At 46.5% G+C, this 15,400-nt stretch carries 12 protein-coding genes; 7 read left to right on the top strand and 5 right to left on the bottom strand.

What is annotated here, in order from left to right; all coding sequences use genetic code 11:
- Positions 1-37: 37 nt before the first annotated feature.
- A complete protein-coding gene (locus BLV62_RS20215; protein ID WP_089763742.1) occupies positions 38-1,135 on the bottom strand; it encodes a ParM/StbA family protein in 1,098 nt (365 codons plus the stop codon).
- Between the two features lie 240 nt (positions 1,136-1,375).
- Here BLV62_RS20215 and BLV62_RS20210 point away from each other — a divergent pair, with 240 nt between their 5' ends.
- On the top strand, positions 1,376-1,726 hold the full coding sequence (locus BLV62_RS20210; RefSeq protein WP_089763741.1) for a hypothetical protein: 351 nt from the start codon (positions 1,376-1,378) through the stop codon (positions 1,724-1,726).
- 34 nt (positions 1,727-1,760) lie between these two features.
- Positions 1,761-3,626, top strand: a complete 1,866-nt coding sequence (locus BLV62_RS20205; protein WP_225889645.1) for a M1 family metallopeptidase — start codon at positions 1,761-1,763, stop codon at positions 3,624-3,626.
- Positions 3,627-3,653: 27 nt separating this feature from the next.
- Here the strand turns inward: BLV62_RS20205 and BLV62_RS20200 are convergent, their stop codons facing one another.
- From BLV62_RS20200 to BLV62_RS20185, 4 genes are read right to left on the bottom strand one after another with little or no spacing between them, the layout of a single operon-like run.
- The gene (locus tag BLV62_RS20200) at positions 3,654-4,676 is read right to left on the bottom strand and encodes a DUF4249 family protein (protein ID WP_089763739.1); all 1,023 of its coding nucleotides are present in this window, start codon (positions 4,674-4,676) and stop codon (positions 3,654-3,656) included.
- Positions 4,677-4,679: 3 nt separating this feature from the next.
- Positions 4,680-7,274, bottom strand: a complete 2,595-nt coding sequence (locus BLV62_RS20195) for a TonB-dependent receptor (RefSeq protein ID WP_168927928.1) — start codon at positions 7,272-7,274, stop codon at positions 4,680-4,682.
- 43 nt (positions 7,275-7,317) lie between these two features.
- Positions 7,318-8,292, bottom strand: coding sequence for a FecR family protein (locus tag BLV62_RS20190; RefSeq protein WP_089763737.1), 975 nt, complete (start codon positions 8,290-8,292; stop codon positions 7,318-7,320).
- A 45-nt stretch (positions 8,293-8,337) separates the two neighbouring features.
- Entirely contained in the window at positions 8,338-8,901 is a 564-nt protein-coding gene (locus BLV62_RS20185; protein ID WP_089763736.1) for an RNA polymerase sigma-70 factor, read from the bottom strand.
- A gap of 359 nt (positions 8,902-9,260) precedes the next feature.
- On the opposite strand from BLV62_RS20185, the gene BLV62_RS20180 reads away from it, so the two are divergent.
- The 5 genes from BLV62_RS20180 to BLV62_RS20160 all read left to right on the top strand — a co-directional run bounded on the left by BLV62_RS20180 (position 9,261) and on the right by BLV62_RS20160 (position 14,944).
- Complete coding sequence (locus BLV62_RS20180; protein ID WP_089763735.1) at positions 9,261-10,622, top strand: acyl-CoA dehydrogenase family protein; 1,362 nt, start codon at positions 9,261-9,263, stop codon at positions 10,620-10,622.
- 322 nt (positions 10,623-10,944) lie between these two features.
- A complete protein-coding gene (locus BLV62_RS20175) occupies positions 10,945-11,793 on the top strand; it encodes an alpha/beta hydrolase (RefSeq protein WP_089763734.1) in 849 nt (282 codons plus the stop codon).
- A 69-nt stretch (positions 11,794-11,862) separates the two neighbouring features.
- Entirely contained in the window at positions 11,863-12,975 is a 1,113-nt protein-coding gene (locus tag BLV62_RS20170) for an SPFH domain-containing protein (protein ID WP_089763733.1), read from the top strand.
- 58 nt (positions 12,976-13,033) lie between these two features.
- Positions 13,034-14,155: a zinc finger domain-containing protein gene (locus BLV62_RS20165; RefSeq protein WP_089763732.1), complete on the top strand. Its 1,122-nt coding sequence runs from the start codon at positions 13,034-13,036 to the stop codon at positions 14,153-14,155.
- A 216-nt stretch (positions 14,156-14,371) separates the two neighbouring features.
- Entirely contained in the window at positions 14,372-14,944 is a 573-nt protein-coding gene (locus tag BLV62_RS20160) for a DUF4142 domain-containing protein (RefSeq protein WP_139170316.1), read from the top strand.
- Positions 14,945-15,400: the final 456 nt, after the last annotated feature.

The following is a 15,400-nucleotide window of genomic DNA, read 5'->3' as shown; positions in this document are numbered from 1 at the left end:
TTTCGGAAAATATGTCTGAAGTCGATCACAATATAAATTAAGCTTTTACAGTATTAGGATTGCTTGATGACAATGGCGGCGGCATAGAAGGCGTATGCACAGTTGAATGATCTTCAAAAGTGGAGATGATCGAACTGCTGTTACCCAGATCCAGTCCCACGCATCTTTGTGGCTTGTTATCTGAAATGCGTAATGAGTTGTGCAGGTAGCCTATACTTACCAGTTTTTCCGGTTCCGGAGCTACTTCTACAGGAATGAAATCGCGGAATTCTTCCACAAAAGCATCTGTCAGCTCGCGGTAATGCGCGCCTCCTCCCATGAGGTATATTTTTTCGCAGGTTTCAAAATCCAGGTCGGTGAAATAGCTGCGCATCAACGGGCTTACTACTTCTTTATAATACTGGGTAAGTACTTCTTTGCGAAGATCTTTCAGGTCTATACGCTTGCGGTTAGTGAAAATAGAGCCTTTCATGAACGCATCATCTACCTGGTGTTCGTTCTTCATTTCCAGGTAATGCTTCTGGCTTAATTCACGGGTAAGGTTATTGATAGCATAACGGATACCGTGAGAACTGAAACAGGTACGGTGTACAAGGCCGTCGCCGGTGGCCATACCTCCTTCGATGGTACCAAAACCAAAGCTGATAGCGATGAAATTCTCTACGTTTGGTTCATTAATGGTCTTCTTCAATCCAATAATCCCTCCAACTACCTCCGGGATCACTTCATACTTCTCAATATCAAGCATCGCTTTTTTATACGCACCCTTGTTATTGTATGTCTGGGTATCGTAGTCGATGAGAAAATGACGTTTACTCAGGAATTGCTCCGCAGCGGTTTTGTAGACGTTGTAAGTTGAAAAGGGGAAACCAACAGTAAGGGCTATAGGTTGTTGCACCTTATCGATGGTGTTAAGCATGGCGGCTTTAAACAGGATTTCATAATCTTCCTCCGTTGGCGCGGCATTGGTTACCCTGCTGGGGTTGATTCCACCTCTTTTGGCAAGGTTTCCTACCATGTACCAGGTGTCATCTTTCTTGATCTTTAAGCCGTTGAGCAGGTCTTTACTCGAATTTTCCGTGTTTCCGAAGGCGGTCTCAAATACGCTAGGGAAGCTGGTTGTAGATACTTTCATAGTATGTTGTTGATAATAACGAACAACCTCTCCTGGGGAGGGCTTTCATCGGGATTGAAATAGTAAAATAGTAAATAAAAGACAAAAAATTCGTATTTCCGGGGATGACAACCACTGAATGCCGCTTAAAATTACTATTAGGATGGTATATTCCAAAATCCGGAAATAAATTTTAATGTTAAACGTTATATTTTTACCTGTCCCTCCCTTGCCTCGTATTCAATTTATTAACCTGCGGTTATGAAATACCTGGCTGTTTCTGGCTGGCTGCTTTGCCTGGCCTGTTTTTCTTCCAATAAAGTCTATAAAGCCCCCGCTATGGGCGCTGAAGCGCAGTTCGATAAGGGCCTGCGGCCGGAAAAACATCCGCAATACCTCTTCGACAAAAAAACAATGAAAGAACTCAGGAAGGAGGGAAGCGTAGCCGCTTATTCACCTACCCGGAAGAATACGGCCCCAACCATTCCGCTGCCGCAAAAAAAATCGGCTGCCGATTCTCTCAGTACAACCAGCGACAGCACACAGCTGCCAAAGGATACTGCCGGTGCGCCGCAGCCGCCTGTCGACACTACTTCGCATATTCAACAGTAATTACCTACATTTGGGCATACTGCTTTAAATGCCCATGAGAAATATTGTACTATTAAGCTTTTTGCTGCTGGTTACCAACGCCGCCCTTTCCCAAACCCAGTTATACATGCCCCGGACCATTGCCCAGGCATACGAAAATCAAACCCGCAGCCTTTCCGGCGCCCCAGGTAGCAAATACTGGCAGAACACAGGGAACTACGACATACAGGTCAGTTTCGACCCCGCCACCAACGAGATCACAGGTACTGAAACCATTGTATACACTAATAACAGCCCCGGCAACCTATATGCGCTGAACTTTAAACTATTTCCCAATCTCTACCAGAAAGGAAATATCAGGAATATGCCCGTTGCACCCGAAGACATCACAAACGGGATGACCATTCGGAATATCAGGGTGAATGACACGCTAAAAACTGAAAATCCCGCCAGGATCGCCGGAACCAACTACTTCCTCAGCATCCCCGAACTGGGTGCCGGTAAATCGGTGAAAGTCTCCCTTACCTTTGCCTATACGCTGAATAAAGGCTCGCATATCCGGACAGGCATGGTAGATGAAACCTCCGCGTTTATTGCCTATTTCTTCCCACGGATAGCGGTATACGACGATATCAACGGCTGGGATGCAAACAGCTACAGGGGACAAACCGAGTTTTACAATGATTTCTGCAATTTCAAAGTGGCGATCACCGTGCCGGGTACTTTCCAGGTATGGGCGACCGGCGACCTGGTAAATGCCTCCGAAGTATATACAGAGCCAATTGTTGCCCGCATCCGCAAAGCGGAAACGGAAGACGACATTATCTATATTATAGACAGCACCGACCTTAAATCCGGCAATATTACCCGCCGGCAGCCGAAGAATACATGGAAGTTCGAAGCGCAGAACGTTTCAGACTTCGCATTCGCGGTCAGCGATCATTATCTCTGGCGCTCGACCAGCCTGGAAGTGGACCCCGCCACTAAAAGACGTACCAGGGTAGATGCTGTCTTCAATCCCAAACACGCCGACTACTTCGAGGTGATCGATTTTGCCCGGAAAACAGTGGATAATATGACAAACTACTTCCCGAAATGGCCTTACCCATATAGCCACGAAACAGTATTCGATGGCCTGGACCAGATGGAGTACCCGATGATGGTGAACGATAACCCGGTAGCTAACAGGGCGGATGGCATTGAACTCACTGTTCACGAGATCTTCCATACTATGTTCCCTTTCTACATGGGAACCAACGAAACCCTGTACGCCTGGATGGATGAAGGATGGGCGTCGATGGGCGAGTGGCTGATCACGCCGCGTATCGATTCTTCCCTGGTAGATAACTATGGCATTGGGGCATATAGCGCCTCCGCCGGCGCCTACCTGGATCTTCCTATTATTACTCCGTCTACCCAACTGACGGAATCGCCATACATCAACAATTCTTACGGCAAACCAGCTTTGGGTTATTTCTACATAAAAGATCTCCTGGGCGATGATCTCTTCCTGAAAGCCCTTCATTTATACATCAGCCGCTGGAACGGCAAACATTCCCAGCCCTACGATTTCTTTAACAGCATGAACGAAGGAGCTGGCAGGAACCTGAACTGGTTCTGGAAAAACTGGTTTTTCGACGACGGGTATCCCGACCTGGCAATCGGGAAGGTGACACAGAAAGGAAAAACCGGAACAGTGGAAGTGATAGCAAAAGGACATAAAATGGTGCCGGTAGTAGCGCAGGTCCAGTTTGCCAACAATACTTCCATTACCATTCATAAGGCGGTGGATTGCTGGGAGAAAGGAAATAAAACAATAACGCTGACATTCCCGGCTCCCCAGAAGATCACGAAAGTGGTACTTGGCAATAACAGAACGGCGGATATTGATTTCTCGAATAACCAATATATAGCTAAATAGCAGCGGCGTGGCGGTTAATATCCGCCACTACAGCTCGTCGTAATAGAGATAATATATCTTCTGGAAACTTCCTCCTACTACTCCTAATCCCCCGGCTGTATTGCTGCGGAGTTGTATGGCCTGGATAAGGCTGTTGAGCCCGGGGTTCCTTTTTACTTTCTCGTAGGTTAGCAGGAAATCATAATAGTCTTTAGATACCGATTTCACGTATACCAGTACTCTGCCAACGGGCGCAATGGCTTCGGCAGGATTGGAACTTAAAGCGGTGGCATTAATATAAAAATCGGTGGTCAGCGGTTTGCCGTTCTGGGTGAAGAGGATGCTGTTATAGTTTTCATTCAATCCGCCTATCTGGTTGTTGTCTGCATTTTCATCCTGGGTATAACAAGGTATCCTCAGGTAATCGTTTTCAAAGATGCTGTCTTTTTTGATACGGGCATCGGGCCGGTTCTTCACCTGTTCAAAAAGCTCCCTGTTCTGGCTTTTACGGTATCTTACTCCGCGGTAGGTGAACGAAGTATCAGTTGTTACGCTTTGTTTCAACGCCTCCATCACGACATACTGCCTTATCCCCGGTAACGGGTATACGTTAAGGTGAAATTTCAGTACCGGGCGTCCGTTTAACAGCGTTCTAACAGTATCCAGCAATTCAACTTTAAACGGCGGCGGAACAGTTGCCATGGCATTTACCTGTTTAGTATCCGGCACAGTTACCTGCAGTTTATAATTCCTGTTGGCGTCTATAACTGTTTTACCTACATACAATCCCATCACACTGCTGGAATCCGGTTGGTATAGCAGCGTCTCTATCGGCGAGCCATTCTTATCCTGTAATTCAACTTTTGCATTGGTAACAAACCTGAAGTTATTGTCGATACCGGGAGCTACCGGAATACTTTTGCCAACCCTCACTTCCGGCGTTTTACCTGCAACCAGTTCGCTATATACGACAGCGCGGGGCGCGCCGCCGCCTTTAGGCAAAGGCAAATCCTGTTTGCACCCCGCAATCCACAAACACAATAATGATCCTATAATAAGCAGATGCCTCATAAACTAAAATTTCAAAGTATAACTCAGGTATGGTAGCGTTTTGAATAAGCTGTATTGATATAGTTGTAAAGGATAAACAGCGTCAAAAGACAGGTAGGAAAACTGGTCGAAACTTACAATGAACGGATTGTTGCGGTTATATACGTTGTATACGCCCGCGGTCACAACATGTTGAAACTTGCGGTCTTTGCCGAAATGAGCGGTAGCGCCGATATCCAGGTGATGCACAGGCCTTAGCCTGTAGTTATTCAGCCGGGCAAAATAAGGCAGGTAATTCAGCTGGTTGGTAGAGAAGGGAGAATAACGTTCGTCCAGGTACCCTTTGATATTCCTGCTCCAGTCAAAATCCGGGAATATCTGCAAAGGCAGCGTAAACGGGGCGCCACTGGCAAATTTCCAGGATGCGGAAACGTACCAGGTAGGATTGAACCTGTATTTTAAACCAAGCGAGAGATTATGTCTCCTGTCTTCTTTATACGGGAACATCTTGTTGGCGTTCAAACGATCGAACTGCCGCCACGCCCAGGAAAGAGTATAGGAGAGAATGCCTGTAAGTTTGCCCTGCGTTTTTTCCAGTAACAGCTCACTGCCATAATTGTAACCGCTTCCGGCAATCACTTTCTTTTCCCAGAGATCCGAGTTGTCGAAAATGTTTAAGACGGTGTTGGTAGTAACAATATCTTTCAGTTGTTTATAATATACGTTCAGGTTAAACCTCCACTGGCTGTTCCATTGCCGCTGGTATGCAAGGCTATATGAAAACGCATGTTCGGGCTTGATATTATCCGTACTGGGAACCCAGAGGTCTGTTGGCAGGTTGATCACAGGCGTTGTCAGCTGATGCAGGAACTGTGTCATTTTGGTGAAAGATGCCTGCACAAACTGGTTAGGGGCCAGTTGCCAGCGAACCATGATCCTCGGCTGAGCGCTTGCATAAAAGGAACTGCTTTGAATAAGCGCGCCAAAATGCAGGCCTGGCCTGACTATCAGCTTATCGTTAAACAGGCTTAGTTCATCTTCGGCGTAGGCGCTGACATCAGCCATATAGTAGATGGGCGCCTTGCGGATAGTGGCTTCTCCCGCTGAAATATTCGTGTGATATGCTGTTGGCGCAAAATTATGATAAGTGTACCCCAACCCGAATGATAAGTGCTGGTTGTTGCTGATCGCGTATTCCGTTTCGTTTTTCAGTGAGACGTCGCGGATCCTTGAAACCCCCTTTCCTTTTACAAATAACGAGTCATAGAACGATATAGGAATAAGGGAGTTTTGTGTGAATACGTTGTAAAAACGGCTATACGTAGCAGTGGTATGGGTGAAGACACGGGGATTGATCACGCTGGTCCATTTCAGAGCGGTGGTGATATTGCTCCAGTCGAAGTTATAGTCATCAAACAGGTTGATTGTGGGGTTATCGCTCTTAATGAACATTTTATCCTGTCCCTTATAAAAGCTCAGGTATACCCGGTTCCGTTCATTGATCACCTGGTTCATTTTAAAATTGATATCGTAAAGGAAGTATTTCCCGTAATCATTGAGCAGGGTGCGGCTGTAAAGCAGGTCAACCAGCGAACGGCGTATGGATAACGACATAGAGCTTTCGTCTCTCTTGATAGGGCCTTCGATCACCGCGCTGGCCGATACGGGGCTGACGGTAAGACTTCCATGCCATTCCTTCATATTGCCGTCTTTGGTGCGTATGTCCACAACTGAGGAGAGGCGGCCTCCATACCTGGCAGGGAAGGCGTCTTTATACAGGGAAACATCTTTTACGGCATCTCCGTTGAAGATGGAAAAGAGGCCGAACAGGTGGCCGGTATGATAAAGCGGTACGCCGTCGAGCAGGTAGAGGTTCTGATCTGCGCCGCCGCCACGGATAAGCAGGTTGCTGCTGCTTTCCAGGGAGCTGCCGGTACCGGGATAGAGTTGCAATGATTTTAAGACATCTTTTTCGCCCAACAACGCAGGGAAGTTTGATAAATAGCCGACAGGCATATTCAGGTCTCCGGGTTGGGCGGTCACTTTGTTCTTATCTCCGCTTACCGTAACCGTTTGCAGCATACCATGAGGCTGAAGGTAAATGTTCATCTGCCCGTCGTCTGGCGGCGGCAATGGCTGGTAATGCGATTGATAGGCAATATGTGAAAAAACAATCCCTTTGCAGGTATCCGGAACCTGTAAGCTATAGAAGCCGTATGCATTAGTTTCTGTGCCCTTTTTGGTTATCGGATCGTAAACCGACGCGCCGATGATCAGCTCTTTACTGCCGTTTTCTTTCACAAACCCGCTGATAGTATAATATTGAGTCTGCGATTGTTCTCTTAAAAGAAAGATTTTCCCGTTTAAGGCAGCTGCCTGTATACCGGTACCTTGCAGGATGGTCGACAACACGTCGCCGGTTGTGCGTTCCTTGCCGCTAAGCTGCACTTTTTTGTTCAGGTGCAGGAAGCTGGAACTATAGGAGATGGAAACCCCTGTTTGTTTTTGCAGGTCCTGGATATAAAACAGGATTGTGCCATGGATGGCGGGCGGCGCATATGGAAGGTAAAGTAGGTTGTCTTTATTATCTTGCGCGGTTACAATATTTGCTAAACCCAACAGCAGTAATAGGAGGACAATTAACCTGTAACTTTTTTTTACTTTATTGACTGATGACAATAGCGTCACCTTCGTGTCTAAAGTTGAATCCAAGCAATAGTTGTAATTCATGCAAAGCGTCATCACAGGACTGATTCGAGAACGTTATCGTCGCTTTCTGTTTCGCAGCGGTAGTCTGGTAGTTAGAATCGATCCTGATTTCTTTTGCGTAAAAGTCGGCTAATTGCGGCAATATTTCAAGTAATGATTGATCATTAAATGCTAAAACTCCTGTTTTCCAGGCGATGAAGTTCGGGTTGTTGTTGTTCCGGGAAGATAACTGGCCATTTCCCCAAACGCCTCTCTGGCCTGCATTAAGGATAACATCGGCGGTATCGTTTTCGGCTCCCAGCCTTACCTGGCCGGTAGCTACAATAACGGCGGTGCTGTCTTTCGTGGATTGTACCGTGAAGGAAGTGCCTAAAACTTCAATATAGGATTCGTTGGCAGTTTTAACCAGGAATGGGTGTTCCGGGTCATTGGCTACTTCAAAAAAGGCCTCGCCTTCCAGTTCTACCACTCTTTTATCGTGGTGATAACCGTTGATATATTTAATCCTGGCGCCCTGGCGCAGGGTGACCATAGATTTATCCGGAAGCTGAATGCTTTTTATTTTACCCTCATTTGCTGCCAGCTCATGTTTTTTAGGAGGAGTATGGGAGAAGAACCAGGAGGCAGCGGCTACAGCAGCGATAACCGCCGCGGCGGCGCTGAACTTTTTCCAATTGGCCATAGGTCTAACCGGAGTAGCAGGAGCGGTAGCCGATTCTACTTTTTGCCAGGCGCTATCCGGATTATAGGTCCGGGCGCTGTCTGCAGGCACACTATCCTGCCAGATCTTCGACAATATATCATATTCTGCCTGATGCTCGGGAGAAGCAGCCAACCATTGCTCCAGCTCATTGATTTCGGCTGCAGTACAGTGGCCAGACAACTTTTTTGCCATCAGATCGTAGTAATAAGTGTCAAATTGCTCCATAGAATTGTGCTCTGCTTATATAACGTTCTTTTCTCTCCAAACCCTCTAAAGTGGCTGTAAAATTTTCCATAAAAGAATTACACATATTGGTAAACCATATTGTTGCAGGTATTTCCTTAGCAGCTTTAACGCCCTGCCCATGTAGTTTTCGACAGTTTTAGGAGAAAGGCCAAGCTTGGTTGCGGCTTGTTGATGTGTCATTCCCTGTACCCTGCAACAGGTAAATACCTCCCTGCATTGCGGCGGCAATTGTGCAATTGCTTCGTATATCAGCTTATCGTAATGCGGTTTGGCTTCAGCTATTTCTTTTGCTTCCGGATCTTCTGAAAGATCCTGTACCCATTCAAATCCTTTGTTGCCATTATCCTCCGTTGTCTGTTTCCGTAATACAGAAATGGAATTGTTCCTGACAGCCCGGTAAAGATAGGCTTTGATATTGGGCATATCTATCATTTCGGGATGTTTTTCCCAAAGTTTGATAAAGGTCTCCTGTACAACATCTTCCGCGGCAGCATCATCCTTCAGGTAACTATAGGCGTAGTTACACAGATCGCTGTATTGTGAATAGAACAGTTCTTTATATGCCCGGTAGGAAGGTGTTTTAAGCATTTAACCTTCAAGATATTTTAATATATAAAAATTGATAGTTGCGAAAGTAAAGAAACAATTATGAATTAAAAATCTGATCATGAATTTTAACGCTACCTTCTGATTTGATCTTATTCTTATCAAGATTAAATTTTGATTAGAGGGTTTTTTCCAATGATGCGTTATTAAACTAGTATCAGTCATAATAGTCACAGTTTAAGCAGTAAGCAAACCGGTTGTTTACTGCTTTATTAAAGCCATTATTTTAGTTGTGTTTTATATAAAACCAGGCGCATGTTATCATGCGCCTTTTTTATTACCCTTAAGTACATGATTCTCATATCCTGTCAATTCCGTATTTTTAAGAAAAACCGTTAAAGATGTCTGGAACTTTCTCGAAAATCAAGCATGCCTACCATCTTCTTAAAAGTATCGACCTGGCAGCCCTTTCCCGGCTGTCGGAAAAAGTAGATCTTTCACAGGTGATGCAGGCAGTAGGAAAAATGGATGATAACCAACTGAATGGTTTGATGAAAATGTTGTCTGGCAGCCAGGGTAAAAAGAAAGAGCTTCCGCCTATCGACGGTGATTTCTACGACCTCAGCGCCAAACTAAACGAGGAAGACCGGGCTTTACAGCTGCAGGTACGTGAATTTATGGAGAAAGAGATCAAGCCTATCGTTAACGAACATTGGTTAAATGCTTCTTTCCCGTTTGAAATTATTCCCAAGTTCAGGGAACTGAATATCTGTGGCGTAACTTATTCGGGATACGGATGCCCGAACCGTTCTTTCCTCATGGAAGGTATTATTGCCATGGAAATGGCCAGGGTGGATGCTTCTATTGCAACCTTCTTCGGCGTGCAAAGCGGTTTGGCTATGGGTTCTATTTATTTATTGGGCTCGGAAGAACAGAAACAGGAATGGCTGCCAGGGATGCAGCAACTGAATATAATAGGAGCCTTCGGGCTTACAGAGCCGGAAGTAGGATCAGCTACCGCCGGCGGACTCACTACCACGGCTAAACGGGAAGGCGATACCTGGGTGCTCAATGGCCAGAAAAAATGGATAGGAAACGCCACCTTCGCTGACGTTACTATTATCTGGGCCCGGGACCTGGACGATAACCAGGTAAAAGGCTTCCTCGTGCGGAAAGATACGCCCGGCTTCAGCGTAGAAAAGATCCACGATAAAATGGCGCTGCGCATTGTACAAAATGGCCTGATTACCCTTAACAACTGCAGGGTTGCGGAAAGCGACAGGTTGCAGCATGCCGGTTCATTTAAAGATACAGCCAAAGTACTGAAAATGACCCGCGCCGGCGTAGCCTGGGAAGCAGTTGGCTGCGCACGCGGCGCATATGAAAATGCATTGGACTATACCCGTCAGCGGAAACAGTTCGGCAAACCTATTGCAGCATTCCAGCTGATCCAGGGACACCTGGTCGAAATGCTTTCCAATCTCACAGCCATGCAAACGCTTTGCTACCGGCTCTCTGAACTGCAGGATGCCGGTCAGTTGAAAGACGAGCATGCCTCCCTTGCCAAAGTATTCTGCACCCTCCGGACCCGCGATGTGGTAAGCCGGGCCCGCGAAGTGATGGGAGGAAACGGCATCCTGCTCGAATACAACGTAGCAAGGTTTGTAGCCGATGCAGAAGCCATTTATTCTTACGAAGGAACCAAAGAGATCAACTCCCTCATCGTAGGACGGGCTATCACAGGTTTCAGCGCCTTCGTATAACTCCGTTTCCGTATTTTCTTATTTCAGTAGTTATACTGACATCCAAACCCGCCACACCTGCTAGCTTTGCACTCATACAGTTGATATGAAAAGCTGGCAGGCAAGTGGCCGATACCCGCTCAATGCCGTTGCCAGCCAATCATCCCGGTTGTTTCATTTCTTAAGTATTCTAAGCATTCGTTAAAGTATCACAAGCAAGGACGCTGACAGGACCTGCATTTCCTGTCGGTTAGATTGGCTAACGCGGCTTCCCTTTCGGGAGGCTGTTCTTTTATCTGCACCAGACATTTACTACATTTGTTCGAACCAGTAAAATCCGGTTATGAAACAACTATCTATTTTATTATTTATGCTAGGTATGAATGCCGCTGCGAATGCACAACAGAAAACAACGATCCATCTCTGGCCCCAGGCAGTTCCGGGAGAAAGCGCTTCCAAACATGCCGCGGTGCAAACACCGGATACCAGCAACAACATTGTAAGGTTAACAGATGTAACCGACCCAATCCTGGAGGTTTTTCCCGCACCCGCCGGCAAGAATAACGGCAAGGCGGTGATCATTAACCCCGGCGGCGGTTATTCCATATTAGCTATCAACCACGAAGGTTACGATGTAGCTGCCTGGTTAAACCAGCTGGGATATAACGCCTTTGTTCTCCAGTACCGCGTTCCCAAGAAAGAAGCTGGCGCCCTGCAGGATGCGCAAAGAGCTATACGTATTGTGCGCAGCCGGGCGGCCGAATGGAAGATCAATCCTGATAAAATAGGCATGCTGGGCTTTTCTGCCGGCGGTAGCCTGGCAGCCAGGGCTTCAACTTTATATAATACCCAGACTTATTCGCCTGTAGATAAACTGGACAGCGCAAGCGCCCGTCCCGACTTCGCAGTACTGATCTATCCTGCATACCTCGACAATGGCCCGAATAATACCCTGACCCCCGAACTGAAAGTGGATGCTCAAACCCCGCCTACCTTCCTGTTTGGAACAGCCGACGATTATTTTGGAAACAGCGTATTGGTAATGGCTGCCGCGCTGAGAAAAGCAAAAGTGAACGTAGAACAGCATTTGTATCCATCTGGTGGGCATGGTTATGGTCTCAGGGCCAATAACGTAGCCGGGAAAACCTGGCCTGCTTTGCTCGAAAAATGGTTGATATCCCTCGGCTATTAATTAACTTTCCGTTATCAGCGGTACGAATGATAATTTGTATAAATTTGAGCGACAATAAAACCTGAAAATATGGGACTTTTTGATAAACTCAGAAATGAATTTATTGATATCATTGAGTGGACAGACCCCTCATCTGATTTGATTGTTTGGAAATTTCCCCGATACCAGAATGAAATAAAAATGAACGCTAAACTGACGGTTCGCGAATCCCAGGTAGCGGTGTTTATGAATGAAGGTAAGATCGCGGACGTCTTTCAACCAGGTATGTATACCCTGACCACTCAGAATATGCCTGTTCTGAGCACCCTGCAGGGATGGAAATATGGATTTAACAGCCCGTTCAAAGCGGATGTCTTCTTTGTGAGCATGCGCCAGTTCACCAACCAGAAATGGGGAACTAAAAATCCTGTTATGCTGCGCGACGCCGAATTCGGGCCTGTAAGGCTGCGGGCTTTCGGCAGCTATAATTTCAGGGTAAAGGATGCAGCCCAGTTCCTGAAAGAAGTGGCAGCTACAAATCCTGAGTTCAGTGTTGAAGGTATTAACGAGCAACTCCGCAACCTCGCCGTATCGAGAGGTATGGAAGCGATTGCAGAAGCCAAGATCCCCGTGCTCGACCTGGCCGCCAACTATGAAGAAGTATCTGCCCAGATCACCGGTAAAATCGGTACCGAGTTCAATGAACTGGGTCTCGAACTTACCAAATTCCTGATAGAGAATATTTCCTTGCCACCAGAAGTGGAAGAAGCGCTCGACAAACGAAGCAGTATCGGTATCGTGGGCAACCTGGGGGCATATGCACAGTTCCAGGCGGCCAATTCTATGGAGAAAGCTGCCGAGAATCCTTCAGGCGGAGGCCTGGCGGCAGCAGGACTTGGAGCCGGCATGGGCGCAGCGATGATGGGACAGGTAGGCAATATCTTCCAGAATAATAACAACCAATCCGCCAATCCCGGAGCAGGCGCGCCACCGCCGCTACCAGGGGCTGCTCCGTTCTATGTAGCCATAGAAGGGAAGCAGAACGGGCCTTTTGATACAGAGCAGTTAAAACAACTGGCTGCCGCAGGTAACCTTAACGCACAAACGTTAGTTTGGAAAACAGGAATGGCAGCATGGGCTGCAGCTTCCACGGTTCCTGAACTGGCGCCGATATTAGCTACGGTTCCACCTCCATTACCATAATTCATTTTAGCAGCCGGCAGGTAAGAACATTCCCTGCCGGCTCCTGCAATATATTCCTATGTCTTTTGAGGAAAAAACAAGTGAGACGGTTAACTCGCTTAAATGCCAGAACTGTGGCGCCATCCTGCATTATGCACCCGGCACCAACAGCCTGAAATGTGAGTATTGCGGCACGGTTAACCAGATTGAAGACGATACTGATCCCGGCGCTATTGCGCCCGTTGATTATGAGACTTTCATCGCTGAAGAAGCCAACCATACCGTTGCTACCCAGAACGCGGTAGTTGTTAAATGTACCAATTGCGGCGCATCCACCACCATGTTGCCTAATGTGACAGCCGACTCATGTCCTTTCTGCGCTTCGCCGCTGGTTGTAGATACCGGGCAGACTACCGCCATCCTGCAGCCGCACTATGTATTGCCGTTCGTGGTAAAAGATTCAGAGGCCCTGCAATATTTTAAGAACTGGATGAAGAAGCTCTGGTTTGCGCCGAACGACCTGGTTAAAAAAGTGAACAATGGCGCTTCCCAGCAATTAAAAGGCGTTTACATCCCACACTGGAGTTACGATACCAATACCGTTACTGATTATGTAGGAGAAAGAGGAGAGTACTATTATACTTCCGAAACTTACACAGTAGAAGTCAACGGCCGAACGGAAACGCGTACACGGCAGGTGAGGCACACCCGCTGGTACAATGCAAGCGGCCGGGTAGGGTATAATTTCAGGGATGTGCTTGTATCTGCCAGCCCCTCGTTGCCGCTTAAGATGGCCCAGATCCTTGAACCATGGTCGTTGAACCTGTTAAAGAAATACGATGGGCGTTATCTCAGCGGTTTTCGTGCGGAGGTTTACCAGACCAATGCTGAACAGGCTTTGGCCATCGCAAAAAGACGGATGGACCCTGTGATCGTAGACGAGATCAGGGCCGATATAGGAGGCGACGAACAACGGATCGATAATTACCAGGTAACGTATAATCAATTAGGCGTGAAATACCTCTTGTTGCCTGTTTGGATCAGCGCTTACCGGTATAATAATAAGCTGTATCATTTTGTGGTAAATGCCTGCACAGGCGAAGTAACCGGCGACAGGCCATACAGCTGGATTAAAATTACATTGGCGGTATTAGCGGTCATAGCCATTATTGCATTGATCTACGTTTACTCGCAGAATTAATAATTTTGGATATTGAGGAGGTCACTAACCCCCTCCTCAATCATCTTTCTGGGAAAAATACTCTACAAACTATTTTATCGGCCCCATACTTTTCTTTTTCTATTTTTTCCTTACTGGTATTGAGTTTCAAAGGGGATTGTGCTGTATAGGTATCCTTTTTGCAAAGTTGGGTTGCAAGCAATCATAATTTATTCTAAAACCCAAAAATTCGATCCGATGAAAAAGCTAATTATTCTGTCTGTTGCCTGTTTGGGAATGTGGTTTACTCAATCATGTGGTAACAACGCTAATAATCACCAATCCGAAGCACCAGTAGACAGTGCCCAAGATATTAACGAAACAGTTAAGCCGGTTGATGAGAATTCTTCAAAATTTGCTGTTGAAGCCGCAAACGGAAGTATGATGGAGGTAGCTTTTGGTAAACTCGCCCAGGACAAAGGTAACAGCGATCGTGTAAAAGCATTTGGTACCTTATTGGTTAACGATCACTCTAAAGCTGAAAACGAGGTGAAAGACCTGGCAGGAAAGAAAAACATCACCTTGCCTGCAGAACTTTCAGATGAAACCAAGAAACATTTAGATGATATGGGTAAGAAATCAGGTAAAGACTTCGATAAAGACTTTATCGATATGATGATCGACGATCACGAAAAAGACATCAAGAAATTTGAAGACGCATCCAAGAACGTAACAGACCCGGATCTTAAAGCCTGGGCAACAAATACATTACCTACTTTAAGAGCGCACCTTGATTCTGCGAAAGCAATCAAAGACGGCCTGAAAAAGTAGTAAGAGTTGAAGAATCGACAACGACTAGTGAGCGTTACGGAAACCAGCTTATGCACTGATTTAACAACTAGTGAATGTAGAGAATACCAGTTAAAGCTTCAGGAAAAACTCCTGAAGCTTTTTTATGTGTGCCAGGCATGTGTTATATCTCTAGGGTGCAAGTCCCGAATGCGCTTTGTAGTAGGAAGCATTAGCCAATAGCAAGGGTGTCCACTGTAAAGTGGAATCTGAAGGAAGCTGGCGGCAAACATCCGGGCCGACGAACAGAAACTGTATACAAGGCGGGGTTACAAGGGTGATGTTGCATAAGAAACAAAAACCCGATACTACACAGATTGTAACAACGTAAATGCAGCGGCTACATGGATGGAAAGCGATAACACTTACCCTGGGAGGCCCTGTTTTTTTTTACAGGGAGTCAGCCGAGGTCATAGTAGGCAGGGAAACGAGCCATCT

It is taken from the genome of Chitinophaga terrae (ex Kim and Jung 2007) (assembly GCF_900107795.1).
GTDB classification, from domain to species: Bacteria; Bacteroidota; Bacteroidia; order Chitinophagales; family Chitinophagaceae; genus Chitinophaga; species Chitinophaga terrae.
Note: the sequence above shows the minus strand (reverse complement) of the source record. Positions and strands in the feature narration are given on the sequence as shown.

Bases quoted from the DNA above. Each gene is read 5' to 3' on its own strand.
- BLV62_RS20215 (WP_089763742.1), bottom strand. From the start codon at position 1,135: ATGAAAGTATCTACAACCAGCTTCCCTAGCGTATTTGAGACCGCCTTC.
- BLV62_RS20205 (WP_225889645.1), top strand. From the start codon at position 1,761: ATGAGAAATATTGTACTATTAAGCTTTTTGCTGCTGGTTACCAACGCC.
- BLV62_RS20210 (WP_089763741.1), top strand. From the start codon at position 1,376: ATGAAATACCTGGCTGTTTCTGGCTGGCTGCTTTGCCTGGCCTGTTTT.
- BLV62_RS20190 (WP_089763737.1), bottom strand. From the start codon at position 8,292: ATGGAGCAATTTGACACTTATTACTACGATCTGATGGCAAAAAAGTTG.
- BLV62_RS20175 (WP_089763734.1), top strand. From the start codon at position 10,945: ATGAAACAACTATCTATTTTATTATTTATGCTAGGTATGAATGCCGCT.
- BLV62_RS20180 (WP_089763735.1), top strand. From the start codon at position 9,261: ATGTCTGGAACTTTCTCGAAAATCAAGCATGCCTACCATCTTCTTAAA.
- BLV62_RS20185 (WP_089763736.1), bottom strand. From the start codon at position 8,901: ATGCTTAAAACACCTTCCTACCGGGCATATAAAGAACTGTTCTATTCA.
- BLV62_RS20165 (WP_089763732.1), top strand. From the start codon at position 13,034: ATGTCTTTTGAGGAAAAAACAAGTGAGACGGTTAACTCGCTTAAATGC.
- BLV62_RS20200 (WP_089763739.1), bottom strand. From the start codon at position 4,676: ATGAGGCATCTGCTTATTATAGGATCATTATTGTGTTTGTGGATTGCG.
- BLV62_RS20170 (WP_089763733.1), top strand. From the start codon at position 11,863: ATGGGACTTTTTGATAAACTCAGAAATGAATTTATTGATATCATTGAG.
- BLV62_RS20160 (WP_139170316.1), top strand. From the start codon at position 14,372: ATGAAAAAGCTAATTATTCTGTCTGTTGCCTGTTTGGGAATGTGGTTT.